Origin of the sequence: Kineococcus sp. GCM10028916, assembly GCF_042674865.1 — a bacterium.
Classification (GTDB): Bacteria; Actinomycetota; Actinomycetes; order Actinomycetales; family Kineococcaceae; genus Kineococcus.
The window spans coordinates 610,815-635,398 of the sequence record NZ_JBHTFM010000003.1; the positions used below are offsets into that span (position 1 = coordinate 610,815).

The window sequence follows — 24,584 nt, forward strand, 5'->3', positions numbered from 1 at the left end:
CCTTCCGGTCTAAGGCAGTCCCAAGTGGGTGAGCTGGGCGCGGATCGAGAGCACGGCGGCGCGGGCGAGGGGGCCGGCCAGCCGACCGTGCACCGCGAGGGCGACCTCCTCCGGCGTCGAGGCTCCCGCCGCGACGGCGGCGCGGACCTGCTCCAGCCGCTCGAGCCGGTGCGCCAGCTGCGTCTCCAGGGCGGCGCGGGCGTCCGGACGGGCGGGGCCGTGGCCGGGGAGGACGACGGACGCGTCCAGGTCGATCAGCGTCCGCAGTGACGTCAGGTAGGCACCGAGGTCGCCGTCGTCGGCGATGACCGTGCTGCCGCGGCCGAGCAGGGTGTCGCCGGTCAGCAGCTCGCCGCTCTCCAGGAACACCGAGACCGAGTCGGCGGTGTGGCCGGGGGTCGCGACGACCGTCAGCGACAGCCCCGCGACCGCGTGCTCACCCGCCGTCCGCACGACCGGGGCGGGGTGCTCACGCAGGAACGCGTCGAGCCCGCCGACGTGGTCGAGGTGGTGGTGGGTGGCGACGACGAACGCCACGGTCCGTCCCGCCAGGGCCCGCGTGATCGCGGCCCGGTGGCCGGGGTCGTCCTCACCCGGGTCCACGACGACGACGTCGCCGGAACCGGGGGCGGCCAGCAGCCAGGTGTTCGTCCCGTCCAGCGTCATCGGCCCGGGGTTGGGCTCCAGGACGCAGGTGGCCCGGTCGGTGACCGGACCACCTGTCCAGGGGCCGGGAGGGGTCACGTCAGGAACGGACCCGCACGACGATCTCGACCTCGACGGGGGAGTCGAGCGGCAGCACGGCCACCCCGACGGCGCTGCGGGCGTGCTGGCCGGCGTCGCCGAAGACCTCGCGGAGCAGGTCGGACGCGCCGTTGATCACGCCGGGCTGACCGGTGAAGGACGGGTCGCTGGCGACGAAGCCCACGACCTTGACGACCTGCACGATGTCGTCGACCGACCCGACCACGCTCGCGGCAGCCGCGATGGCGTTCAGCGCGCACGTCGCGGCGAGCTGCTGGGCGGTGTCCGCGTCGACGCTCCCGCCGACCTTGCCGGTGACGGCGAGCTGGCCGTCGACGAACGGCAGCTGCCCGGAGGTGAAGACGAGGTCGCCGTCACGGACGGCGGGCACGTAGGAGGCGACGGGTGCGGCGACGGCCGGCAACGTCAGGCCGAGTTCGGCCAGCCGCTCCGTCGTGCTCACGCGTCGGCGCCCATCGGGCGCTTGAGGTAGGCGACCAGGCCGTTGCCACCGGGTCCGGTGAGGACCGTCACGAGCTCCCAGCCGTCGGCGCCCCACTGGTCGAGGATCTGCTTCGTCGCGTGGACGATCAGCGGGATGGTGGCGTACTCCCATGTCTTCATGGGCGCCAACCTAGTGGGCCCCCGGTCCCGAGGGACCGGGGGCGCTCACGGGTGGCGGCGACGCACTCGAACGCCGCGTGCTCAGACGGCGGCGGGTACCCCGACCAGCGAGATCTCGGGCACCGCGGTGCCCGACCCGGTGACCTCGGCCCCGTCGATGCCCAGGGCCGCGTCCCGCGCGGTCTCGAGCAGACGGCGCCACGACTGCACGTTCGGACGGCGCTTGAGCAGCGCGCGCCGTTCACGTTCGGTCATGCCGCCCCAGACCCCGAACTCGATGCGGCTGTCCAGCGCATCGGCCAGGCACTCGGTGCGCACGGGGCATCCCCCGCAGATCTGCTTGGCGCGGTTCTGCGCCGAGCCCTGCACGAACAGCTCGTCCGCTTCGGTGGCCTTGCAGGCCCCGCGACTAGCCCATTCCAACGTCCACGCCATGACGGCCCCTCCCGTCGACGCCCCCCCGGTCCGGTGCTCTGCGAGCACCGGCTTCCCCCCGGTTCAGCGATACCTGTGAATCCCCCTGAGTGCCCCACGTCGGGCACGTCTGCAGCGTAGGCTCGGCGAGGGACTCTTCCCCAGAGCATCTTGTGATGAACATGGGTAGTCACTTCGAGCTACCGACTCGTCACCCACACAGATCAACGCAGAGTTGCGTTGCGGTCACGATCCTGCGGAGCGATCGCGGAGGACCCGTGGATGCCCCGACCCGCGACGGCCCGGCGCTTACCCTGTCGGCATGGCTCCTCCCCCCACCGCTCACCGGCGGCGTCCCGTCCTGCGGCTGCTCGCCGCCTTCGCGGCCGTCAGCGCCGTGGCCGGTGTGCTCACGGCGGGGCTCGTCGTCCCGGCCGTCGCGTTCAGCGGCAGCCTGACGAGCGCGGGGGTCAACATCTTCGACGAGCTGCCGGCGGACCTGGGCGACCAGACGCTGTCCGAGGCGACGACGATCCTCTACGCCGACAACACCGTGATGGCGCGGGTCTACGACCAGAACCGCGTCGTCGTGGGCTTCGACCAGATCGCCCCGATCATGCGCGACTCCATCGTCGCGATCGAGGACTACCGCTTCTACGAGCACGGCGCCATCGACATGAAGGGCATCGCCCGCGCGCTCGCCTCCAACGCCGGCGGCGGGGGCACCCAGGGCGCGTCGACGATCACCCAGCAGTACGTGAAGAACATCCTCGTCGAGCAGGCCGTCGAGCAGGGCGACACCGAGGCCGCCGCGGCCGCGACGACCGCCGACGGGACCGAGGGCTACGCCCGCAAGCTGCGCGAGATGAAGCTCGCCATCGGCGTCGAGAAGGAGATGTCGAAGAACGACATCCTCGCCGGGTACCTGAACGTCGCGTACTTCTACAACGGCGTCTACGGCGTCGAAGCCGCGGCCCGCTTCTACTTCAACAAGACCGCGGCCGAGCTGACGCTGCCGGAGTCGGCGATGCTGGCCGGTCTCGTGCAGAACCCCGTGGCCTTCAACCCGCTGAAGTACCCCGACGCCTCGATCGCGCGCCGCAACGTCGTGCTGAACCGGATGCTCGAACTGGGCAAGATCTCCCAGGCCGACCACGACGCGGCGGTCGCCGCGCCCCTCGGCATCAACCCGCAGCGCAGCCAGCAGGGCTGCATCAACGCCGGGTCCGCCGCCTACTTCTGCGACTACGTGACCCGCATCGTCGAGACCGATCCTGCGTTCGGGGCGACGGCGGACGACCGCAAGAAGCTCCTGCGCACCGGTGGTCTGACCATCAAGACGACGCTGAACCCGCAGGTCCAGGTCACGACCCAGAACGCGGTGAACGGTGGCGTCAACCCGGGGCAGAAGCCCCGGATGGCCTCCTCGGTCGTCCAGCCCGGGACCGGGCAGATCCTCGCGATGGCCCAGGACACCACCTTCTCGCTCGACACCGACCAGGCCGGCGTCACCACGATCAACTACAACGTCGACAAGATGTACAACGGCGGCAACGGTTTCCAGACCGGTTCGTCGTTCAAGGCGTTCACGCTGGCGGAGTGGTTGAAGGCCGGGAAGTCCATCGACAGCACGATCAACGCGCCGTTCAACGGGTCGGACTCCTTCAGCCAGTTCACCGCCTGCGGCGCCAAGTCCCGTGATTCGAAGGTCTACAAGTACTCGAACTCGGAATCGCACGAAGGTGGCGTCATGTCCATCCGCAAGGCGACCGCGGACTCCGTCAACACGGCCTACGTGACGATGGAGAAGTCCCTCGACCTCTGCAACATCGCCGCGACGGCGCAGTCCATGGGCGTCCACCTGGCCAATCCGAAGAACGGCAGCGTGCCGGCGCAGAAGGCCAGCGACATGAGCAACACCAACGACAACGACAGCGGGGTCAACTCCGACCTCTACGTCAGCCCGTCGCTGACCCTCGGGGTCAACGAGATCGCCCCGCTCGCCATGGCCGGGGCCTACGCGACGTTCGCCGCCCAGGGCACCTTCTGCAAGCCGATCGCGATCCTCGAGTCGCTGGACACCAACGGCCAGCCGATGAACATCCCCAGCGCGGACTGCAAGTCCGTCCTCGACCCGAACATCGCCAACAACGTCACCGAGGCCCTCCAGGGCGTCATCTCCGGCGGCACCGGGTCGTCGGCCCGCATCGACCGCGCCGCCGCCGGCAAGACGGGCACCACCAACGACAGCACGGACGCCTGGTTCGTGGGCTACACGCCGCAGCTGTCCTCCGCGGTGTGGATGGGCCACGCCGACGGGACCAAGTCGCTGAACTCGGACCGCATCAACGGTCGCGGTCGCCGCACCATCTTCGGCGGGACGATCTCCGCCCCGACCTGGAAGGCCATCGTCGGGACCGCCTCCGACCAGCTGAACCTCCCCAAGGTCGGGTTCACCCCGGGCACCAACCAGGGCCTCAAGACGACGACCTCCGACGGCAGGATCAAGGTCCCGAGCGTCGTCGGCCGGAGCGTGTCCTCGGCCAAGAGCGCGCTGCAGGCGGCCGGGTTCCAGGTGAAGGTGGGCGGTTCGGTCTCCTCCAACACCGTCGACGCAGGGCTCGTGGCCTCGCAGAGCGCCCGCTCCGCCGCGGCCGGTTCGGTCATCACCATCACCCGCAGCTCCGGCCCGGCGCCGGTCCAGACGCCCGACCCGCCGGCCCCGTCGGCCCCGCCGTCGAGCGACAGCCCCGGGATCCAGCTCCCGACGGAGCTGCCGCCGCTGCCCGACCTCCCCGCCCTCCCGACGAACTGAGGGGGCGGAGACGGGCCGGACGGGGGACTCTCCCCGTCCGGCCCGTCCTCCTTTCGGGGGGTGGTCCCACCCGTCGCGTCCTTGGTTGGCTGGGGCCGTGGACACACCCCTCGTGGACGACGTGACGTTGCTCCTGCTGAACCCGGAGACGGGGCGTCCGCTGACGGACGCGACCCGCCTGCGCGCGGTCCTGCCCGGAGCCGTGCTGCTCGACCTGGCCCTGCGGGAGCGGCTCGAGTCCGAACCGAGTCGCTGGGGCGGCGAGAAGGTGCGCGTGCGCGACGCCTCGCCCACCGGCGACGAGGTGCTCGACGAGGCCCTGCGGCGACTGGGCGACCGGCCCACGGCGGCCCGCACCGCCGTGCAACGGCTCGGGGGCCTCAAGCTGGGCCGTGCCGTCCGGGACCGGATGGTCGCGCGCGGTCTCGTCCGCCACGAGCCGGGCGGGTTCCTCCGCTTCGCCCGCGACCACCCCGAGCCGGGCGCGCGCAAGGCCCTGGTCGCCGAGGTCGCGTCAGCGCTTGGGAAGGGGGCCGACGTCACCCCGCACGCGGCCGCGCTGGTGTCGCTGCTGCAGTCCGTCGGCGCGATCCCGAAGGTCGTCCCCGAGCTGGGGCTGTCCCGCCGTCAGCTCACCGACCGGGTGCAGCAGATCAGCGACGGGATGGCTGAGGGGGAGTGGGCCGGGGCGGCCGTGCGCGCCGCTCAGACCGCGGTCACGGCGGCGATCGTCACGAGCACCGTCGCCGCGACCGGCGGCGCGAACTAGCGGCTCCGGATCTCAGGCCTGCAGGCGGGTCCGCACGGCGGTGGAGACGCGCTTGCCGTCGGCGCGGGCCCCGACCTTCGGCTTGAGCTGCGACATGACGGCGCCCATCGCGCCCATGCCGGTCAGCCCCTCCGCGGTCGCGATGAGCACGGCCTCGTCCACGAGGGCGTCGAGCTCCTCGTCGGTGAGCGGAGTCGGCAGGTAGGTCTTGATGACGGAGAGCTCGGCGGTCTCACGTTCGGACTGCTCGCTGCGGCCGGCGTCACCGAAGGCCTGCGCGGCCTCGCGACGCTTCTTCGCCTCGCGCTGCAGGACCGCGATGACCTCGTCGTCGGAGAGCGTGCGCGCCGACTTCCCGGCGACCTCCTCGGAGCGGACCGCCGTGAGGACCATCCGCAGCGTCGCCGACCGCAGCTCGTCCCGGGCCTTCATCGCGGTGGTCAGGTCGGCCTGCAGGGAGTCCTTGAGGGTGTCGCTCATGGGGCGATCCTCCCACCCCACCGCGACCCGTTTCCGCCCTCCGGCGAGGATGACCGGATGCCCACTGCAGCCCGAGTCCTCCACCTGGCCGCCGGAACCGTCGGCGTCGGCGCGCTGGCCGGTGCCGCCGGCGTCGGCTACGCCGCGGGCTACGAGGTCCGCGCGTTCGTGCTCCGGCACGCCGTCGTGCCGGTCCTGCCCGTCGGCGCCGCCCCGCTGCGGGTCCTGCACCTCTCCGACCTGCACCTCGTCCCGCGTCAGCACCGCAAGCGCGCCTGGGTCGCGGCGCTCGCCGACCTCGAACCCGACCTCGTCGTCACCACCGGGGACAACCTCGCCGCCCAGGACGCCGTCCCGGCCGTGCTGGAGACCTACGCGGGGCTGCTGGAGCGTCCGGGCGTCTTCGTGCTCGGCTCCAACGACTACTGGGCTCCGAAGCCGCGCAACTGGTCCAAGTACCTGAGGGGTCCGTCGGACGGTGGTGCCGGCGACGAGGCCGTGCGACTGCCGACCGACGACCTCGTCCGTGGCTTCACCGACGCCGGCTGGGTCGACCTCGACAACGTCCGCACCCGGCTGACCGTCAACGGCCTCGACCTCGAGTTCGTCGGCGTCGACGATCCGCACCTGCGCTACGACCGCTACCACGACGTCGCCGGCCCCGCCGCGACCGACGCCGATCTCACCATCGGCGTCACCCACGCCCCCTACCGCCGCACCCTCGACGCGATGACCGCCGACGGAGCGGGCCTGCTCATCGCCGGCCACACCCACGGCGGCCAGCTCTGCGTGCCCGGCTTCGGAGCCCTCGTGACCAACTGCGACCTCCCGCGGAAGCAGGCCTCCGGCCTGTCCCGCTGGTCCGCCGCCCGCCACGACGCCTGGCTGCACGTCTCCGCCGGCCTCGGGACCTCCCCCTACGCGCCGCTGCGCTTCGCCTGCCGCCCTGAGGCGACGCTGCTGGAGCTCGTACCCCGCCGCTGAGCCTCGTGGTCTCGGGGACCCGGCTGGGTGGGCTATCCTCTACGAGGCCGTGCAGTTCGGCGGCCATCAGCAGCATCGGGGTGTGGCGCAGCTTGGTAGCGCGCTTCGTTCGGGACGAAGAGGCCGCAGGTTCAAATCCTGTCACCCCGACCCGAGTAGTTGCACGTCAGAGGCCCGGAACCGCGAAAGCGGGGCCGGGCCTTCGTCGTGTGCGTGACCAACTGCGTGACTGTCCTCTAGTCGCCTGATTCGTGCCTGTTCCGCGACCGGCCTGAGCCCTACGGTGCTTGCACATCAGCTGTCACTGGAGGGGTCATGGCCATCACCGCCGCGGAGGCTCAAGCGCGACTGACCCACCTCATCGAGCAGGTCAACGACGACCAGGCCGCTGTGGAGATCACGTCCAAGAAGGGCACGGCCTACCTCGTCTCCGAGGACGAGTACCTCTCCCTGCGTGAGACCGTCTACCTGCTGAGGTACCCGTGAAACGCCGAGCGGCTGTGCGAGAGCCTCGCTGAGGCGCGCGGCGGGGGAGCGTAGCCGAGCGGCCTCATCGAGTCCGGGTCCACCCCACCCGCTGAGGCGTGAAGGTCGCGTCCACCTCCCACGGCTGGGAGGACTACTGCAGCTGGAGCGCCGATCGGAAGGCGCTGCAGAAGATCAACGCATGATCGAGGAGTCGTGGCGCGATGCCGGCCAGGGCATCGGCAAACTCGAGCAACTGTCGGGTGACCTGGCCGGGCTGTTGTCGAGGCGAATCACTGATAAGCACCGCCTCGTCTACGAGGTCGTCGACGGCGCTGCGGTCGTTCACCAGGCGTGATACCACTACTGACGGCGTTGGGGTAGCCCAAGCCGGGACCTTGGCGGTGCTGTAAGAACTTTCTCTACTCCGTCAAGCGCGCCCGCTGCGCCGCCGAGGGTGGCGGGGCCAGGCGTGCGGCGCAAGCGCCGGTCCTGACCCCGCCACCCTCGGACACTTCCATGAGCAAAAACGCCGCGATACTGTGATGCACTCGCGTCGATCGGATCTCGTCATTCAGAAACTGAAGGAGCCATGGCCGCCTTTACCGAATTAGTTCAAAGTGACCTGCTTTGGAACCCTTACGACTTCGCAAACCCAGTTAATGACGATTCGCTCTTTGCGGGACGCCAGGACGAACTAAAAGAAATTCGGTACTACTTGAGGCTCGCCGCAAAAGCACCTAGACCCATCAACCTTGTTCTGACTGGCCCTCGTTCCGCTGGAAAAACTAGTCTTCTTAACAAAATCGGATACGAAGCTAAGGGTCGTGGATTTGCGGTAGCTCGAATTGATCTAAACGAGGGCGACGCAAACCCGCTGAGTTTGTTTTACAAGATTTATGATGCAGTGCTTCTGGCTGCAGTCACCGAAGGCGCTTACGCTGGAATTGGCGGCCCCCTTTATAGGAGCTACCGAACCTTGATCGACGGGCAGGGAACGTCAACAGAAAGTTTCACGGAACTTCTCTTTCCACGTCATTTTGCTTTGGCGAACCAAGGAGGGAGGATGCTCTCCGAGGTGACGCTTAGAACCGATTTGGAAAACATTGCGAGAGAACTAGGTAAGCCCTGCGTGCTTCTATTCGACGAGTGTGACGTACTGGCCAAAAGTCGAATTGAGCTCGAAATGCTTCGGAATATTTTCATGAACACCCGAGGTTACATGCTGGCATTTGCGGGGACGCCGAATTTATTTCCGGCACTAGAGGACGTTTTCTCCCCCATCATCAGGCAGTTCAAGAAAATCCCCGTGGAGAAGTTCGCTAGCGTTGAAGACACTATCGAGTGTATTACGAAGCCTCTTAGGCAGCTCGACATTGATCCTACCGAAGCATTCCCTGAAACTGCGCGTCAACTTCACTTTGACATCCATCGCTTAGCCAATGGTCGCCCTTACGAGGTGCAACTACTCTGCCACTTCATGTTCAAGCGTGTCGAAGAAGGAAAAGCCAATCGCATGGCCATCACGGTAGATGTCCTTGATGATGTGCGGCGAGAGTTAGAAACACATGAAGAGGGAAACGATCGTCGGTGGGTTAGCGCTCTGCGGCGTCTATCGCGAGAAGATATTCAGCTTCTTGCCGCGCTCTTAGAATGTAAAGGAACTATTAGACAGATTTGGGCCTTGTCCCAAATTTTTAGCCCTGCACCCCTTAGCCTTAGCGACCTCGAGTCCGGGGCCACGCGATTCAAGGAGCTTGGCCTCTTAAGTGAAGAGGAAGGTAACCTCAAATTCCGTGGCGACCAATTCGATGAAATTTATGTCCGTTACTTTGCCGCTTCGCGAGAAGTGGCGCTATTCGTTACACCTTGGGAATTTTCTGAAGCCCTAAAATTTGAGGTCTCACCCGCCTTGCGTCGGATCTCCGGCGTTGAGATCTTTCGTGCCAGAGACAGTGGTAGTAGCACAGTGCGTCAAAAGATCGAGGAAGTGGTGGCAGCCATCGGGTTGGAGCCTTCGGCAAAAAGTACGCTTCCCGACATAACGAGCACACTCTACCCAAGCCTCCTGCGTTCACTTGACAGCGGAGAACTAACGGTCGCTGAAGTGCGCATCACCGCAGTTGGCACCACCGTCTCTCAATGGGTGACCATGCCGCCGGGCGGTACAAACTTACTCTTTGAGGACAGCAACATCGTGGCCATGGCAAATAAGACCCGCGCCATTGGGGGCGAACTTGCGGCGGAGCTCTTTACTCAACCGCTTCCTACTGTCGAGGTCATGTTATCTCGAATAGATCAATCGGCTTCACCACGCCAGCTGGAAGAATTTGCGTCGGCGCACCTGTCGTATGCCTACGATCTGCATGGCCTGAGAAATTATGAGAAAGCGCTAGAACAGTCCAGTTTTGCGCAAAGGTTGCATGCTTACTCACCTCACGCGACCGTTTGTGCTCACCTTAGCTTGTTACTCGGAGATTGGGAGTCAGCATCCACGTACGCGGGGGATGCTCGAACATTATCTCTCGAAGAGAAGAGCAGCCTTCAAGGTGAAAGCTCCGCAAATGACGAGGTGCTACAGCAGTTTCTCCTCTCAACTTATGATCTAGCCGTCGCGAGGTTGATGCAGGGCCGCATGCTTGAAGCAGCTCAACTGCTGCAAGAATGTATCGACAGCCCCGATGCGCGTTCCATCAAGAACGCCATTTTGGTACAGGTAGAAGGTGGATCAGACGGTACATCCTGGAACATTTCAGGAGACCTAGACGCAGACTTCAATTCAATGACTACCCAACTATTGGCCAAATTTGAGGGTTAGGCAGGCGAAACTGAGTTCTGGTGGAGTGAGGGTTGCTTATACCGCTCATGGTAGCCGTGTCTTGTTATCAATAATCGCCACATCAGTGAGGTGAACACTTACCAGTGCCCCAGTCAGATCTGCCCCGCGCAAGATTGTTCCCGAGAGGTCCGCCGCTCGTAGGTCTACACCCTGCAGGGTGACCGAAGATAAGTTTGCTCGACGCAGGTCAGCACCATAGAAATTGACGGCAGCAAGACGTACCCCTGAAAAGTTTCTATCGACAAGGTAGGCCCCGTGTAAGTCGATTACGTCCTGCTCTCTAGCTATCGCAGGGAGCGCCCGAATCGCGGCTTCAATTGAATCTGCAGCATCGGGCACGATGCCTTGGTGTCTAATAAATCGGCATAGCACATCGACGATTCGGCTGCGCTCGTCAACCTGAACTTCAGCGATACGCGCTAAAGAGTAAATTCCGGAAACTTTCGCTACCGGTGACGCTTCGCCGAGCTGCGAGATTGCTCGTGTAAACGCATCGACAAGCTGAGAGCGACGCGCGTTCTCCGCTTGCTGCCGCGCAGCTTTCAATTGACCAATACCAACGAACGCACCAACGGCTATAAGCAAGCCTCCGATTCCTTGAAGCAGAGCTGTCCTCAATGAAGCTTCATACTGATACTTAAGTGCCGGCGTGAGGGCGGACCACTCAGCACCACCTCGAGCCAGAAGCCAATGCGGAAGAGAATAGAGTGACCATGCCGTAGCTAGTACAAACAGCGTAAATGTGAGTGCTAAGAGAATCGTTCTGCCCATTGTGGTGAACCTACCCTTGATGAGGCGTATAAGCTTCGGCATTAAGTAAGATTCCTAACCTTTCGCTACTGAGTATGCCGTCATGACGATAGCCTAGCTTGCGTTCGACCACTGCAAAGTTCGCGCAACTGCTGTCAGCGACTGGTAATTCCTCGACAGGCAAGCGCTCTGCCCCCCCCCCCCCCGCCAAGTAACTTCCTCACCATCAGGACGAGGCACTTGCTCATTCAATGACCATATGCAAGGTGTCGACTACTATCTCTATGCTCTAGTCTTCCCTGTTTCGCTTACGGGTTTTTGCTTCGGTTTCTTCGCTAGGCTCTTTTGGGTGCCTCTAGTCAGAGCCGAAGCGGCGAGACGCTGCATGTCCCTAGACTTCTACGCGGAGAGTCCGACCTCGAACTGCAGGCGAGTCCTCCAGTGGGCAGCGGCCCACCACGTGGCCCGGTGATCATGTGGCCATCAGTTAATTCGGTCATAAAGTTAACTACCCAAGCGGACGTGCGTCGGAGTCGACCGTGCGGCGGGTGGGCGTAGCTACCTCTTCTCAGCAGAGACAACCGAACATGGCCAACGGCCCCAGCAGAAACCGCATGTGCTGGACTCCATCTGTTACCACGGCCTAGACCTGCGCCAGCGCCGGGATCGGCGCTTCGGACATCGCTCAACACAGGCACCCTTGATTTTTCGGGTATCGTGGCGGATCAAGTGGTTCGTTGCGGGCCCTGGCAGCCGCCGGCTCTTGACCTCGTGGCTGCCGAAGAGGGCGGCAAGTGTCAACAAGGCGGATCCAACACCGGGACTGGTGGTCGTCCAGGTACGGCTGCCGCACCCCTCGCTCCGCTGCGGGGCTTGCCACTGGATGCCCGTATGGCTGCTGCGCATGCAGAGGAGCTCACTGACCAGGCTGCAGTGTCTAAGCCTTGGCGGTGCTGGAGCGCCTCCATGACCCAGCCGCGACGATGACCGTCTTCTAGCTGACCGCAGGCGAGCGCGGGCGCCGGTCCAGTCCCCCCAGTGGTCCGGTCTACTACGCCTACTGTGCCTTCTCCGAGGGCCAGGACAAGGCCCTGATTTACCAGTGGCGGACGAATGACAACTTGATGAGCATCGCCATGGAACGTCCGGACCCCGAACGATGCCCCGACCTCTACGCCGTCGACTTCCTGGCACGTGACCTCGCTCGACCTCACCTCCGAGCGGGTGCGAAAATGCTGATCAGCGAAGGCGTCTAGGTTGTAGGCCGTGCACGAGTCCTTGACGTCCTACTGACAGCGCCCTGAGACCCGGCGCTTTTGTTTGCATGCCATGCCCCTGCGTGCCTGTAGCGGCGGTGTAGAAACGCCCTCAGGGTTCACTCGTGGTACCTCACGAGTCCCCGGTCAAGCACGGACACCTTGCTTTGCACCTTCCTGAGCTGCTGTCGTCAACGCACAGAGCGAGTGTCTAACTGCGTGACAACAGACTCGGACGACCAGGGACACCTACGGGCCCGACGGGAGGCGCAGTAGGAGAGGAAAGATGCAGCTCGCCTGGCTGTGAAGCTTTGGGACGAAGAGACCGCAGGTCGAAGTCTATCGCCCCAACCAGCAAGGTCACAGATCAGGCCCGGAACCGCGTCAGTGGGGCCGGGCCTCTGGCGTTGTGTGCGACTACCGCCGTAGGCAGTCATAGGAAATCTACGAGGAACGCTCCGGCTCACCCAGAACCTTCGCTAGCCCATCGACGGTCACCCTCGCGATGGTCCGGAGCTGCGCAGGACTCACGCCGGCCCTGCTCATGACGGCGAGGGACTGGTTGACGGCTGCCGCGTGGAGGGCGAAGCCTTCGGCGTTCTCGTCGCTCATCCGGCCGGCCTTCAAGGCCGTGTGCAGACGCCGGCGTTGAAAGCCCAGGGCCTCCCGGGTGTGCGCAGCGACGGCGGGGCTCAGCACGGGCGTCACCATCGCCGTCTGGGCGATCAGGCATCCGTCGGGGAGATCCGGGTCGGCGATGCGTTCGTGGGTGACGTCGAAGAACGCCCGGAGGGCGGCCACGACGTCTGATGCGGCGCACGACAGCGCGGCGTCGTACTTCTCGCCGTAGCGCGTGGCGTAGCGGTCCAGGCAGCGCAGGAAGAGTTCGTCCTTGCCGCCGAACGAGGAGTAGATCGAGCTGCGGTTCAGGCCGGTGACCCGGGAGAGGTCGTCGAGCGAGGTGTCGGCGTAACCGGCGCGCCAGAACTGGACCATCGCGGCGTCCAGGGCCGTATCCACGTCGAACTGCTTCTTGCCTGCCACCTGGCTCTCCTGTCTGTGCGCTCCTCGGGTGATGACGTCATCCTATCTTGAACTGAGCAGTCCAAGATGTGTTAGCGTCCGAGCGCGGCGATGAACGGACGGCACTCGCGCTGCGACACAGAGCATCCGGCGCCCACCGATGGAGGATCACGTGACTACGACTGAGACCAGCCCCGTGCCTGACCTGGCCCTCCACGACCTGGCCGCGCACGGCCTGGACGGGTTCACCCACCGCTGGGTCGACGCCGACGGCGTCCGCCTCCACGCCGTTGACGGCGGCCGACCGGACGGACCGGTGCTCGTGCTGCTCGCAGGGTTCCCGCAGACCTGGTGGGCGTGGCGGAAGGTCATGCCCCAGCTCGCCGACCGGTGCCGGGTCCTCGCGATCGACCTGCCGGGCCAGGGTCACTCCGAACGGCCGGAGGCCGGCTACGACACCCACGCCGTCGCCGCCCACGTCCACGCTGCCGTCCAGGCGCTCGGATCGCGCACCTACTGGCTGGCCGCCCACGACATCGGCGCCTGGGTCGCCTTCTCCCTCGCCCTCACCCACGGCAGTTCTCTGCACGGCCTCGCCCTCCTCGACGCCGGGATCCCCGGCATCACCCTCCCGGAGACGATCCCCACCGACCCGGCCCGGGCGTGGAAGACGTGGCACTTCGCCTTCCACCTCGTGCCCGACCTCCCCGAGACGCTGCTGAGCGGACGCGAACGGGAGTACGTCGACTGGTTCCTGAAGGCCAAGGCCCTCGACCCGACCACCTTCGAAGCCGGCGACCTGGACCACTTCGCGGCGGCCCTCGCCGCCGACGGGGGACTGCGCGCCTCCCTCGCCTACTACCGCGACGCCGCCGAGTCCGCGCGCAGGAACCACGAGGCGCTCGACCGGCAGCACCTGACGGTGCCCGTCCTCGGGATCTCCAGCAGCCACGGTTCCATCCCCGACATGGCTGCGTCCCTGCGTCCGTGGGCCGAGAACACCACCGGCGTCGTCGTGCCCGGCGCCGGACACTTCATCCCCGACGAACAGCCTGACGCCGTCGCCACCGCGCTCGCCGACTTCATCACCGCCGGCCGCTGACGTCCATGAAGCGGCCTACCACCGGCTGCGGATGTGATCGATAGCGTGGGGTGGTGACGACACCACGGAAGGCACGCTGGTCGGAGTGGGTGCTGATCGCCGTCTTCGCGGTCCAGACGGCCATCTCGGTCGCAGACCGGGAGTGGGGGCGTGCGCTCGCGCCGGGGATCTTCCTCGTCGGGTTCGCCGGGCAGTTGCTCCTGCACCGCCTGAAGCGCCCGACCGCGGCGACCACGGTCCTCTTCGTCGCGATCGTGGCTGTGTTCGTGGTCTCGATCGTGCGGCACACGTGGTGGCTGGCCGGCGTCCTCGGCGTCGGGCTGCTCGCCCTGGCCGGGATCTGGGGGACGACCTGGTGGGTCGGACGCCGCGCCACCCAGGCCTGATCGAGGCTCAACCCGGCTGTCCGTGAGGCCGATCTCAGAACGGTGAGTCGACGCGGACCGGTCCTGACGGTGTCGGCGGCTGCGGCGGTCTCGGTCGCGTCGCTCGTGGCGCTGTCGATCTCGACGCACGCCTCCCTGTGGTGGCTCTACCGGGACGGACTCGCCCACCTCGCAGGGCTCGACCCGCAGACGGTGTCGGGGTTCCCGCCCGCTGAGGCGCCCCGGGTCCTCGACTCGATCGGGCAGTCAGTGGGGTTCCTCGTCCCGTTCGTCGCGGTGGTCGCCCTCGGCACGGCGTTGGCCCTGGCGGGCCGGCGGTGGTGGGCGGTGGGTGCCGTCGTCGGACTCGACCTCGCGGGCGTGGTCGATCGCTTCCCCCTGACCGGGGGTCTGCTGCTGCCTGCCGACCCGAGCCTGGCGACGTTGCCCGCGGGATGGCCGTGGGACGAGATCGCCCTGGACGTCGGACTGGGTCTGTTGCCGGTTCTCGTCGCGGTCCTGACCGGGGTACCTACGGCGGTGACCCGGCCCGCCCTGCGTCGTTCCGGGGTCGCGGCGCTCGTCGTCCTGGTCATCGGGACGGTTCTCCATCCCGTCGACCTCGATGCCGCGGCGGTACTGCACGCGGCGCTCGCCGTGCTGGTCGTGGCGTCGACGGGAGTGGTCGCAACGGGTCGCACGAGCCGCCAGCTGATCTGCGGCGCAGCCGTTCTCGTGGTGCTCGTTGCCGCGCGAGCCCTCCTGGGCGGCTCCGGGTTCCCCGTCCTCGGGGTCGTGACGGTGCTCGCGGGACCGGTCGCCGTCCTCGCGACGCCCTCGCTGACGCGCGCGTGGGCCACACCCGCAGAGGTGCGGTGACGCTACTCCCCGGTGCGTCCGTCGAGGCACTCCCGCAACAGGTCGGCGTGCCCGGCGTGCCGGGCGTACTCCTCGATCAGGTGCACCAGCACGTCGCGGACGCTCACCGGACCGTCGCGGTGCGGCACCTCGCGTCGGAGGTCGGCTTCGGGCAGTTCCGCCAGCCACGCGTCGGCGGCGGCGACCTCCTGCCGCCAGGTGGTGAACGCCTCGCTCACGACCGCGTCGTCGGCCACCGCACCGGTGAAGGCGAGTTCCGGGTCCTCCTCGGTCCAGTAGAGCCGCGGGGTCTCGGGACGCTCGGCCAGGGTCCGGGGGAACCAGTCGCGTTCCACCTTGGCCAGGTGGCGGACGAGGCCGAGCAGGCTCAGTGAACTCGGCGGCACGGACCGGGTCGCGAGCTGCCCCGCGTCGAGGTCCTCGCACTTGCGCTCGATGACCTCGCGGTAGTGGCCGAGGTAGTCGAGCAACGTCGCCTTCTCACCCGTCGCGCTCACGCCGACCACTGTCGCGGACGCCAGCGGCGGGGACAACCCGTCACCCCCGGGCGCGTTTCACCTGACCCTCGACCAGCCCGAGCACGACGTCGGACGCCTTGCCCAGCACCGCGAGCAGGACGATGGCCAGCAGCATCTGGTCGGTCCGGCCGGTGTTCTGGCCGTTGGTCAGCTGGAACCCCAGGCCGATCGAGGAGGACAGGAGTTCCGCGGCCACCAGGAACAGCCAGCTCTGGGCCAACCCCAGCCGCAACCCCGACAGCAGGGCGGGAGCGGTCGCCGGCAGCAGCACCTCCCGGAACAGCCCGACCCCGCGGCGGCCGTAGGCGCGGCCCACCTCGACCAGGGCGGGGTCGAGGTGGGTGAGGGCGTTCAGCACCGTCGTGTAGACCGGGAAGAACGCCCCGATCGCGACGAGTGTGATCTTCGGCGTTTCCCCGAGCCCGATCCAGAGGCCCAGCAGGGGGACCCAGGCCAGCGACGGCACGGCCCGCAACGCGCCGAGCGTGGGCGCGAGGAGGTCGTGCACCACCCGGGAGGAACCGGTCAACCCACCGAGCACCACTCCCGCCACCGCGCCGACGGCGAAACCCTGCAGGACGCGCTGCACGCTGATCGCGATGTTCAGCTGCAACTGCCCCGTCGCCCACATCTGCCGGGCCGCGTTCAGCACGTCGACCGGCGGCGGCAGCTGGACGCGTTCGAAGACTCCCGCCCCGGTGGTGAGGAACCACGCGAGCAGCAGCAGCAGGGGAACGACCCAGCCCAGCCACCCGCGGTTCCGGGGACCCCGCGACCGCCGTGCCGGTGCGGGGCGTTCGGTGTCCAGCACGCTCACGAGACGGTGGCCTTCTCGGCGAAGTCGGGCACCAGCAACCCGTCGAGCGCCTCCGTCGCCGCGTCCGCCGAGGGGACGTCACCGGCGGAGGCCATCAGCGGGATGATCCCCGCCAGCACGGTGCGCTGGGCGTCGCCGGGGACGGAGTCGACGTCGAGCGTCGTGCGTTCCAGCACGCGGGCGGCGACCTCGGGGGTCAGCTGCGCCTGGGTCGCGTACAGCGTGGCGAGGTCGGCGGGGTTCGCGATGGCCCACGCGCGGGCGGTCGCGTACGCGTCGACGACCTGCTGCACCAGCTCGGGCGAGCTCTTGATGAAGGCCTCGCGGGCGTTCAGCATCCCGTAGGTGTTGAAGTCGACGTTGCGGTACAGCAGCTTCGACCCGGCGAGCAGTTCGGAGCCGGCCATGTTGGGGTCCAGCCCCGCCCACGCGTCGACGTCGCCGCGTTCCAGGGCGGCGCGACCGTCGGCGTGCTGCAGGTTGGTGATCGTGACGTCGCTCGCGGACAGGCCTGCCTGGTCCAGGGCCTGCTGCAGGAAGAAGTACGGGTCGGTGCCGGTGGTCGCGGCGATCTGCTTGCCGCGCAACCCGGCCACGTCGGTGATCGTGGAGTCCTTGCCGACGACGAGGGCCGTCCACTCCGGCTGGGAGAACACGTCGATCGTCTGGACCGGGGAACCGTTGGTGCGGGCCTGCAGCACGGCCGACCCGGCGGTGGAGGCGATGTCGAGGTTGTCGTTGCGCAGGAACTCGTTGGCCTTGTTGCTGCCCGCGGACTGCTCCCACTGCACGGTGAGGCCGGCGTTCTCGAGGATCTTCTGCTCGCGGACGACGAGGCTGAGCGGGTTGTAGAGCGCGTAGTCGAGGCGGACGGTCCCCCCGCCCGAGGCGCTCCCGGAACCGGTGGCGGGGGCGGGGGCACCCCCGCTGGAGGACTCGCCCTTGACGCAGCCGACGGCGGCGAGGGAGACCCCGCCCAGGGCCAGGCCGAGGGCGAGACGGCGGGTGGGCAGGTTCGAGGGCACGACGGACACGGTTCTCCTGGGGTTTCGCGGTGGTGGGGGGTTTGCGTCAGACGGTGCGGGGCACGCCGAGCAGGTCGAGCAGTTCGACCCGCAGTTCCGCGGTGGCGGCGTCACCGCGGTCGCGGGGGCGTCGGGCGGGGACGGCGAGGTCGCGGACGACCGTCGCGCCGGCCGTGTCCGGGGACGGCCCGAGGACCAGGACCCGGTCGGCCAGGTGCAGGGCCTCGTCGACGTCGTGGGTCACCAGCAGGACGGTGGCACCGGTCTCGCGCTGCACCTCGTCCAGCAGGTCCTGCATCTTCAGCCGGGTCAGGGCGTCGAGGGCCGCGAAGGGTTCGTCGAGCAGCAGCACCCCGGGCCGGCGGACCAGGGCCCGGGCCAGCGCCGTCCGCTGGGCCATCCCGCCGGAGACGCGACGCGGCCGGTGGCCGGCGAACTCGCCCAGCCCGACGACGTCCAGCCAGCGCAGGACCTCCGTCCGGCCCTCCGCCCGCGGGGTGCCGCGCGGCAGGCCGAAGGCGACGTTCCCGGCGAGGTCGCGCCACGGCAGCAGTCGCGGTTCCTGGAAGACGACGGCGGTGCGGGGGTGGACCCCGCGGACCTGCTCCCCGCCGACCTCGATCGAGCCGGTGGTGGGGGTGTCGAGCCCGGCGACCAGGCGCAGCAGCGTCGACTTCCCGCTGCCGGAGGCGCCGAGCAGGGCCACCGTGCGCCCGGCCTCGAGGGTGACGTCCAGCGGGGCGAGCACGTCGCGCTCGCCGAAGGTCCGACCGACCCCGCGCAGCCGGACGTCGGCGGCGTCCACGCGGGTGGGTTCGGTGCTCGGCGGGGACGTCACGGACACGGGTTCCTCCATCGGTCCTGGCGTGAGCACCACACCCCGCGGACGGGGAGGTTGCTGCGGCGTCGCGGAGCCAGGTCTCTCAGCCGCTCTGGATGGTGGATCCAGGGTAAGGCAAGTTGCGACGGCAACCACCCGCGACCGCACGAGGAGTGGCTGCCGTGCCGGGAGCGCCCCGGCCAGGCACGATGAACCGTGCCCGCCACCGTCCCGACCCTGGACCGTCTCCCACCCGTCACCGCCCCGGCCCTCTCGGGGCCGGTGATGATGCACCAGCACTGGGACGACCTCGCCTTCCTGCACTGGGCGGTCGACCCGGCGGTCGTCGCGCCGCACCTGCCGCCCGGGGTCCGCCCGGACGTCCTGGACGGGGTCACCTACGTGGGGCTCATCCCGTTCACGCTGCGCGGTGCCGGACCCGGGCGGGCTCCCGCGGTGCCGTACGCGGGGACGTTCCTGGAGACGAACGTGCGGCTCTACTCCGTGGACGACGAGGGCCGGCGCGGGGTCGTGTTCGCCAGCCTGGACGCGACCCGGCTCGCGGTGGTCCTCGGCGCGCAGACGGCGTTCGGGCTGCCGTACCGGTGGTCGCGGATGCGGCGGGCGGAACGGGTCCGTGACGGTGCGCGCGAGCTGGCCTGGACGTGCCGGACCCGCGCGGGCGTGCGCAGCCGGATCGCCGTCCGCCTCGGCACCGACCGGGTGGAGGACGAGGTCGCGGCGTTCGTGACCGCCCGGTTCGGGCTGCACGTCGCCCACCGCGGGCGCACCTGGTGGGTCGCGAACGAGCACGAGCCGTGGCCGTTGCGCAGTGCCGAGGTGCTCGTCCTCGACGACGGCCTGCGCGGGGCGGCGGGGTTCGACCTCGCCGGACCGCCCGACCACGTCTGCTTCGCGGAGCGGGTCACGACGCGGTTCGCGCTGCCGCGGGAACTCCCCGGCACCCGGACCCGTTGACCGGGGACAGACGCCTCCGGACACCCAGGAAGGAACGCCGCCGCCGTGCGCGACGACGCTCGATCGGACGACCCCCCGAGTACGAACCCGCCTGAACCTGCGGGGGTGGTCCGGTGACGGACGTCCTCGCGCTGCTCCTGGGCGTCGTGGTGGTCCTCGCGATCACCGTGGTCACGGGCTACTTCGTGGCCCAGGAGTTCGCCTACATGTCGGTGGACCGCTCGGGGCTGAACGCCCGCGCCGCCGACGGTGACGCCGGCGCGGAACGGGCGCTGAAGGTCACCCGGCGGACCTCGTTCATGCTCTCCGGGGCCCAGCTGGGCATCACCGTGACGGGCCTGCTCGTCGGCTACGTCGCGGAACCCCTCATCGGGGAGTCCCTCGGCGCGCTGCTCGGCGGCGTCGGGATCCCGGTCGGGGTGAGCGTCGGGATCGGCGCGGTGTTCGCGCTGGTGTTCTCGACCGTCGTGCAGATGCTGTTCGGGGAGCTGTTCCCGAAGAACCTGGCCATCGCGAAACCCGAACCCGTCGCGACCTGGCTGGCGCGCTCCACCCTCGGCTACCTCAAGGTCTTCGGCTGGCTGATCTGGTTCTTCGACCAGGCCTCCAACGCCCTGCTGCGGGCGCTGAAGATCGAACCCGTCCACGACGTCGAGCACGCCGCGACGCCCCGCGACCTCGAGCACATCGTCGAGGAGTCGCGCGACAGCGGTGACCTCTCCCCGGAACTCGCGGTGATGCTGGACCGGATCCTCGACTTCCCGCAGCGCGACGTCGAGCACGCGATGATCCCGAGGTCGCGGGTCGACACGGTCACCGAGTCCGACGACCTCGGCCTCGTCCGCGCGTTGATGGCCGTCGGCCACTCCCGCTACCCGGTGCTGGCCCAGGGTTCCGGGGACGTCATGGGGGTCGTGCACCTCGCCGACCTCCTCGCCACCGAGGAACCCGACACCGCCCCGGTGACCCGGATCATGCGGCCCGCGCTGGTGGCCTCGACGATGACGACGCTACCCGACGTCCTGCGCCAGTTCGGCGCGACCCGCAACCAGCTCGCCTGCGTCGTCGACGAGTACGGCGGTTTCGCCGGTGTCGTGACGGTCGAGGACCTCGCCGAGGAACTCGTCGGCGAGATCACCGACGAGCACGACGACGCCCGTCCCGAGTACGTCCCCGTCGAGGGCGACGGGATCTGGGAGATGTCCGGGGAGGTGCACGTCGACGAGGTCGAACGCGCGCTCGGCGTCGACCTGCCCCGCGGGGACTACGAGACGATCGCCGGGCTGGTCATCGCCACCCACGGCGGTCTGCCGGACCCCGCGACGCGACTCCTGGTCGAACTGCCGCTCGACCCGGGCGACCTCGACGCCCGACCTCGGACGCTGAGCATCGAGGTCCTGACCGTCGAACGCCACGTCCCCGCCCGGGTGCGTCTGGAACTGCCCCAGGAGGGAGACCGGTGACCGACAACCCGTTCGTCATCGTCCCGGTGACCCTCGTCATCGTCGGGCTCAGCGCGTTCTTCGTGGCCGCCGAGTTCGCCCTGCTCGCCGCGAAGCGGCACCGGCTGGAGGACGCGGCCGGGACGGCGGCCGGGCGCGCGGCCCTCAAGAGCGCCTCGGAACTCACGGTGCTGCTGGCCGGTTCCCAGCTCGGCATCACCGCCTGCACGCTGGCGCTCGGCGCGATCAGCAAACCCGCCGTGCACCACTGGCTGACGCCGGCGTTCGAGGCGGTCGGGCTGCCGGCCGTCGCGGCCGACGTGCTGGGGTTCGTCCTGGCCCTGTTCGTCGTGACCTTCGTGCACCTCGTCGTCGGCGAGATGGCCCCGAAGTCGTGGGCGATCGCCCACCCGGAACGGTCCGCGCTGCTCCTGGCCCTGCCGATGCGCGGGTTCATCTGGGTGTTCCGCCCGGTCCTGCTGCTGTTGAACTCGATGGCCAACGCCCTGGTCCGGCGGGCCGGAGCGGAACCCGCCTCTGAGGTGGCCGCCGGGCACAGCCCCGACGCGCTGCGGCACCTGCTCGAGCACTCCACGAACGTCGGCGCGCTCGACGCGGGGTTCTCCGAGCAGTTGTCCGGGGCGCTGGAACTGGAGCGGCTGACGGTGCGGGAACTGCTCGGTTCGGCGCCGGTCTGCGTCCCCGCCTCGGCGAGCGTGGACGAGGTCCGCGAGGTCACCCGCCGCACCGGACACCTGCGGATCCTCATCGGCTCGCCCGAGCGCATCACGGGGGTCGTGCACGTCCGCGACACCCTCACCGAACCCGACGGGACCCCCGTCACGCCGTTCGTCCGGCCGGCGTTCACCCTGGACGCCGACACCAGCGTGCACGTGGCGCTGACGCGGATGCGCGAGACCCGCCAGCACCTGGCCGTCGTGACCAGTCACGCCGGAGGGGCCGAACACGTCGAAGGGGTCGTCACGCTGGCCGACGTGCTGCGCCGGTTGTTCCCCCGCGAGGGGTCGGTGGCACGATCGGTCGGGTGACCGAAGCTGACGTGCCCCGCTGGGAGAAGCGTTTCCGTGCCGGCCGGGTCGGCCTACCCGAGTGGGCGGAGGACGCACCGGACCGGTGCGTCGTCGAGGCGACCGTCGCGGGGGTCCTCGAGGTGCACTCCTTCGAGGCCGCGTCGGGGGAGCTGCGCCGCCTCACCGACCGCCCGGAGGGCACGTCGAGCGCGACGATCGACCACGCGGGGGAGTTCGTCTGGTGGTTCGACGACACCGCCGGCGACGAGTACGGCGTGTGGCGGCGGCAACCCTTCGGCTCCGCCCCGGGAACCTCCGTCGAGGACCCGCTGGGGTTGCCGGCCGCCTACCCGGCGGGTCTGTCGATGGGGCGCAGCGGGGTCGTCGTCGTGGGCTCGCAGGACGACGACTACGGCACCCGCATCGAGGTCGTCCGCGACGGGCAGGCGCAGCGGATCTACGAGCACCGCGAGGACGCCTGGGCCGGTGACCTCTCCCCGGACGAGCAGTTCCTGGCCATCGCGCACTCCGAGCACGGCGACTCCCGGCACCCGGACCTGCGGGTGCTGGCGATGACCGACGGGTCCACGGTCGCTGAACTGTCCGACGGCGCCGGCAAGGGCGTTTCGCCGCTGGGTTTCTCCCCCGTCCGCGGGGACGCTCGACTGCTCGTCGAGCACGAGCGGTCCGGTCGCGCCGAACTGCTCGTCCTCGACCTGCTCACCGGCCGTGAGGTGCCGATCGTCCTCGGTGTGCCGGGGGAGGTCGCCGGTGCGGAGTGGACGCGGGACGCGACCGGCCTCGTCGTCCTCGTCGACCACGAGGCTCGCACCCTCGCCTACCGGATGGACCTGGGAACCGGTGTGGTGCAGCGGATCGGTCCGGACCAGGGCAGCGTCGGGGGCGCCACCGCGCGCCCCGACGGCGACGTGTGGCTCACGTGGTCGTCCGCCGCCCAGCCGAGCGTCGTGCGGAACCTGGCCGGGGACGTCCTGCTGCGGGCGCCCGGGGAACCGGCGCCGGAGTCCGTCGAGGTCCGCGACGTGTGGGTCGAGGGAGAGGGCGGGCGGATCCACGCCCTGCTCCGCCTCCCCGCCGGGGCGGACGGGCCGGTGCCGGTGCCATTGCCGCTCGTCGTCGAGGTCCACGGCGGTCCGACCGCGCACGACACCGACGCGTTCCGCCCGTACTGCGCGACGTGGGTCGACGAGGGTTTCGCCGTCGTCCAGGTGAACTACCGCGGGTCGACGGGCTACGGCTCGGTCTGGCGCGACGCCCTGGAGACACGGGTCGGGCACGTCGAACTCGCCGACATCGCGGCCGTCGCCGACCACCTCGTCGCCGAGGGGATCGCGGACCCGCGGCGGTTGGTGCTGGCGGGGGCGTCCTGGGGCGGTTTCCTCACCCTGCTCGGGCTGGGTACCCAGCCGCAGCGGTGGGCGCTCGGGCTGGCCGGGGTTCCCGTCGCCGACTACGTCGCGGCCTACGAGGACGAGATGGAGGGGCTGAAGGCCTTCGACCGGTCGTTGTTCGGCGGGTCCCCGAGCGAGGTCCCGGAGAAGTACGCCGACAGCTCACCCCTCACCTACGTCGACGCCGTCACCGCGCCGGTGCTGGTGCTGGCCGGTCGCAACGACCCCCGCTGCCCGATCCGGCAGATCGACAACTACCTGGAGCGGCTGGACGCCCGCGGCGCGACCCACGAGGTGTACCGCTACGACGCGGGCCACGGCTCGCTGCTCGACGACGAGCGGGTCCGGCAGATGCGGGTCGAACTCGACTTCGTCCGCCGCCACCTCCCCTGATCAGGAGGGGGTGGGGGCGCCGAAGCGGAGGCCGTCGACGAGGAGGGCGACCATGCGCTCGGTGTGCTCGGGGTCGCCCTCGGCGGGGATCGACAGGTTCGCGACGGCGGTCAGCAGGTCGTGGGCGTCGACGTCGCGCCGGATCTCACCGGCCGCGGCGTCGAGGAGCGACTCCAGGGCCGGGAGGTAGCGCGCCCGGAAGTAGGCGGGCAGGGGCTCGAAGGCCGGGTCGCCGGAGTGCAGGGCCGCGGCGAGGCCGCGCTTGGTGGCGATGAACCGGGTGAACCGGAGCAGCCAGGCGAGCAGCGCGTCCACGGGCGGGAGTTCGGCGGCGAGGCGGGGGGCCTCGTCGGCGCAGGCGTCGACCTCGTGGGTGAACACCGCCGTCACCAGGTCCGAGCGCAGCGGGAAGTGCCGGTAGACCGTGCCGACCCCGACGCCGGCCTTCGCGGCGATCTCGCGGACGGGGGCGTCGACGCCGGCGGTCGCGAAGACCTCGCGGGCCGCGGCCAGCAGCGACTCCACGTTGCGGCGGGCGTCCGCCCGCACCCGTCGTTCCTCCGCCACCGGACCCCCTTGCGTAAACGGAACGTCGTTCCGTACAGTTGCGGAAGCACGTTCCGCTTACGTCGATGCTAC

The 24,584-nt window shown here is 68.8% G+C and carries 25 protein-coding genes, 1 tRNA gene and 1 riboswitch; of the genes, 14 read left to right on the forward strand and 12 right to left on the reverse strand.

Annotated elements, in window-relative coordinates:
- Nucleotides 1-9: 9 nt before the first annotated feature.
- The 4 genes from ACFQ46_RS05445 to ACFQ46_RS05460 form a co-directional block, all read right to left on the reverse strand.
- On the reverse strand, nucleotides 10-744 hold the full coding sequence (locus ACFQ46_RS05445; RefSeq protein ID WP_380257939.1) for an MBL fold metallo-hydrolase: 735 nt from the start codon (nucleotides 742-744) through the stop codon (nucleotides 10-12).
- Nucleotide 745: 1 nt separating this feature from the next.
- Nucleotides 746-1,207: a RidA family protein gene (locus tag ACFQ46_RS05450; RefSeq protein WP_380257941.1), complete on the reverse strand. Its 462-nt coding sequence runs from the start codon at nucleotides 1,205-1,207 to the stop codon at nucleotides 746-748.
- The gene (locus tag ACFQ46_RS05455; RefSeq protein ID WP_328294383.1) at nucleotides 1,204-1,368 is read right to left on the reverse strand and encodes a hypothetical protein; all 165 of its coding nucleotides are present in this window, start codon (nucleotides 1,366-1,368) and stop codon (nucleotides 1,204-1,206) included. Before ACFQ46_RS05455 ends, ACFQ46_RS05450 begins: the two co-directional genes overlap by 4 nt.
- An 81-nt stretch (nucleotides 1,369-1,449) precedes the next feature.
- Nucleotides 1,450-1,803: a WhiB family transcriptional regulator gene (locus tag ACFQ46_RS05460; protein ID WP_328294384.1), complete on the reverse strand. Its 354-nt coding sequence runs from the start codon at nucleotides 1,801-1,803 to the stop codon at nucleotides 1,450-1,452.
- A gap of 301 nt (nucleotides 1,804-2,104) precedes the next feature.
- Between ACFQ46_RS05460 and ACFQ46_RS05465 the strand changes: the two genes are divergently transcribed.
- Nucleotides 2,105-4,597 carry a penicillin-binding protein gene (locus ACFQ46_RS05465; RefSeq protein ID WP_380257943.1) on the forward strand — a complete coding sequence of 831 codons (2,493 nt, stop codon included), beginning with the start codon at nucleotides 2,105-2,107 and terminating at the stop codon, nucleotides 4,595-4,597.
- Between the two features lie 97 nt (nucleotides 4,598-4,694).
- On the forward strand, nucleotides 4,695-5,366 hold the full coding sequence (locus ACFQ46_RS05470; RefSeq protein WP_380257945.1) for a GPP34 family phosphoprotein: 672 nt from the start codon (nucleotides 4,695-4,697) through the stop codon (nucleotides 5,364-5,366).
- Nucleotides 5,367-5,378: 12 nt separating this feature from the next.
- On the opposite strand, the gene ACFQ46_RS05475 is transcribed toward ACFQ46_RS05470, so the two are convergent.
- The gene (locus tag ACFQ46_RS05475) at nucleotides 5,379-5,846 is read right to left on the reverse strand and encodes a GatB/YqeY domain-containing protein (RefSeq protein ID WP_380257947.1); all 468 of its coding nucleotides are present in this window, start codon (nucleotides 5,844-5,846) and stop codon (nucleotides 5,379-5,381) included.
- Nucleotides 5,847-5,903: 57 nt separating this feature from the next.
- Between ACFQ46_RS05475 and ACFQ46_RS05480 the strand changes: the two genes are divergently transcribed.
- The 5 genes from ACFQ46_RS05480 to ACFQ46_RS05500 all read left to right on the forward strand — a co-directional run bounded on the left by ACFQ46_RS05480 (nucleotide 5,904) and on the right by ACFQ46_RS05500 (nucleotide 10,113).
- On the forward strand, nucleotides 5,904-6,830 hold the full coding sequence (locus ACFQ46_RS05480) for a metallophosphoesterase (protein ID WP_380158827.1): 927 nt from the start codon (nucleotides 5,904-5,906) through the stop codon (nucleotides 6,828-6,830).
- Between the two features lie 76 nt (nucleotides 6,831-6,906).
- Nucleotides 6,907-6,980, forward strand: a tRNA-Pro gene (locus tag ACFQ46_RS05485).
- Between the two features lie 165 nt (nucleotides 6,981-7,145).
- Nucleotides 7,146-7,316 (forward strand): type II toxin-antitoxin system Phd/YefM family antitoxin, encoded by a 171-nt coding sequence (locus ACFQ46_RS05490; protein WP_380257949.1) that lies wholly within the window; start codon nucleotides 7,146-7,148, stop codon nucleotides 7,314-7,316.
- Nucleotides 7,317-7,497: 181 nt separating this feature from the next.
- Nucleotides 7,498-7,653, forward strand: a complete 156-nt coding sequence (locus tag ACFQ46_RS05495; RefSeq protein ID WP_380257951.1) for a type II toxin-antitoxin system YoeB family toxin — start codon at nucleotides 7,498-7,500, stop codon at nucleotides 7,651-7,653.
- Between the two features lie 234 nt (nucleotides 7,654-7,887).
- Nucleotides 7,888-10,113, forward strand: coding sequence for an ATP-binding protein (locus tag ACFQ46_RS05500; protein ID WP_380257953.1), 2,226 nt, complete (start codon nucleotides 7,888-7,890; stop codon nucleotides 10,111-10,113).
- A gap of 45 nt (nucleotides 10,114-10,158) precedes the next feature.
- Here the strand turns inward: ACFQ46_RS05500 and ACFQ46_RS05505 are convergent, their stop codons facing one another.
- Nucleotides 10,159-10,905 (reverse strand): pentapeptide repeat-containing protein, encoded by a 747-nt coding sequence (locus ACFQ46_RS05505; protein ID WP_380257955.1) that lies wholly within the window; start codon nucleotides 10,903-10,905, stop codon nucleotides 10,159-10,161.
- A 1,679-nt stretch (nucleotides 10,906-12,584) separates the two neighbouring features.
- Nucleotides 12,585-13,184: a TetR/AcrR family transcriptional regulator gene (locus tag ACFQ46_RS05510; RefSeq protein ID WP_380257957.1), complete on the reverse strand. Its 600-nt coding sequence runs from the start codon at nucleotides 13,182-13,184 to the stop codon at nucleotides 12,585-12,587.
- Nucleotides 13,185-13,323: 139 nt separating this feature from the next.
- On the opposite strand from ACFQ46_RS05510, the gene ACFQ46_RS05515 reads away from it, so the two are divergent.
- Genes ACFQ46_RS05515 through ACFQ46_RS05525 form a run of 3 tightly spaced genes read left to right on the forward strand, consistent with a single transcriptional unit; the run spans nucleotide 13,324 to nucleotide 15,509 of the window.
- On the forward strand, nucleotides 13,324-14,265 hold the full coding sequence (locus ACFQ46_RS05515) for an alpha/beta fold hydrolase (RefSeq protein WP_380257959.1): 942 nt from the start codon (nucleotides 13,324-13,326) through the stop codon (nucleotides 14,263-14,265).
- A gap of 53 nt (nucleotides 14,266-14,318) precedes the next feature.
- Complete coding sequence (locus ACFQ46_RS05520; protein ID WP_380257961.1) at nucleotides 14,319-14,651, forward strand: hypothetical protein; 333 nt, start codon at nucleotides 14,319-14,321, stop codon at nucleotides 14,649-14,651.
- A 42-nt stretch (nucleotides 14,652-14,693) separates the two neighbouring features.
- Nucleotides 14,694-15,509, forward strand: coding sequence for a hypothetical protein (locus ACFQ46_RS05525; protein WP_380257963.1), 816 nt, complete (start codon nucleotides 14,694-14,696; stop codon nucleotides 15,507-15,509).
- A gap of 2 nt (nucleotides 15,510-15,511) precedes the next feature.
- Here the strand turns inward: ACFQ46_RS05525 and ACFQ46_RS05530 are convergent, their stop codons facing one another.
- The 4 genes from ACFQ46_RS05530 to ACFQ46_RS05545 form a co-directional block, all read right to left on the reverse strand.
- A complete protein-coding gene (locus tag ACFQ46_RS05530) occupies nucleotides 15,512-16,006 on the reverse strand; it encodes a DinB family protein (RefSeq protein ID WP_380257965.1) in 495 nt (164 codons plus the stop codon).
- Between the two features lie 40 nt (nucleotides 16,007-16,046).
- Nucleotides 16,047-16,844 (reverse strand): ABC transporter permease, encoded by a 798-nt coding sequence (locus ACFQ46_RS05535; protein ID WP_380257967.1) that lies wholly within the window; start codon nucleotides 16,842-16,844, stop codon nucleotides 16,047-16,049.
- Nucleotides 16,841-17,869: an aliphatic sulfonate ABC transporter substrate-binding protein gene (locus tag ACFQ46_RS05540; RefSeq protein ID WP_380258443.1), complete on the reverse strand. Its 1,029-nt coding sequence runs from the start codon at nucleotides 17,867-17,869 to the stop codon at nucleotides 16,841-16,843. Before ACFQ46_RS05540 ends, ACFQ46_RS05535 begins: the two co-directional genes overlap by 4 nt.
- Before the next feature lie 46 nt (nucleotides 17,870-17,915).
- Nucleotides 17,916-18,725 (reverse strand): ABC transporter ATP-binding protein, encoded by an 810-nt coding sequence (locus tag ACFQ46_RS05545; RefSeq protein ID WP_380257969.1) that lies wholly within the window; start codon nucleotides 18,723-18,725, stop codon nucleotides 17,916-17,918.
- Nucleotides 18,719-18,812: riboswitch (SAM riboswitch) on the reverse strand. Its footprint overlaps the gene before it by 7 nt.
- Nucleotides 18,813-18,905: 93 nt before the next feature.
- Between ACFQ46_RS05545 and ACFQ46_RS05550 the strand changes: the two genes are divergently transcribed.
- The 4 genes from ACFQ46_RS05550 (at nucleotide 18,906) to ACFQ46_RS05565 (ending at nucleotide 23,945) form a co-directional block, all read left to right on the forward strand.
- A complete protein-coding gene (locus ACFQ46_RS05550) occupies nucleotides 18,906-19,667 on the forward strand; it encodes a YqjF family protein (RefSeq protein ID WP_380257971.1) in 762 nt (253 codons plus the stop codon).
- A 113-nt stretch (nucleotides 19,668-19,780) separates the two neighbouring features.
- Nucleotides 19,781-21,130, forward strand: a complete 1,350-nt coding sequence (locus ACFQ46_RS05555) for a hemolysin family protein (RefSeq protein ID WP_380257973.1) — start codon at nucleotides 19,781-19,783, stop codon at nucleotides 21,128-21,130.
- Nucleotides 21,127-22,158 carry a hemolysin family protein gene (locus tag ACFQ46_RS05560; protein WP_380257975.1) on the forward strand — a complete coding sequence of 344 codons (1,032 nt, stop codon included), beginning with the start codon at nucleotides 21,127-21,129 and terminating at the stop codon, nucleotides 22,156-22,158. The genes ACFQ46_RS05555 and ACFQ46_RS05560 overlap by 4 nt, the downstream gene beginning before the upstream one ends.
- Nucleotides 22,155-23,945: a prolyl oligopeptidase family serine peptidase gene (locus ACFQ46_RS05565; protein ID WP_380257977.1), complete on the forward strand. Its 1,791-nt coding sequence runs from the start codon at nucleotides 22,155-22,157 to the stop codon at nucleotides 23,943-23,945. Before ACFQ46_RS05560 ends, ACFQ46_RS05565 begins: the two co-directional genes overlap by 4 nt.
- Here the strand turns inward: ACFQ46_RS05565 and ACFQ46_RS05570 are convergent, their stop codons facing one another.
- Complete coding sequence (locus tag ACFQ46_RS05570) at nucleotides 23,946-24,512, reverse strand: TetR/AcrR family transcriptional regulator (RefSeq protein ID WP_380257979.1); 567 nt, start codon at nucleotides 24,510-24,512, stop codon at nucleotides 23,946-23,948.
- Nucleotides 24,513-24,584: the final 72 nt, after the last annotated feature.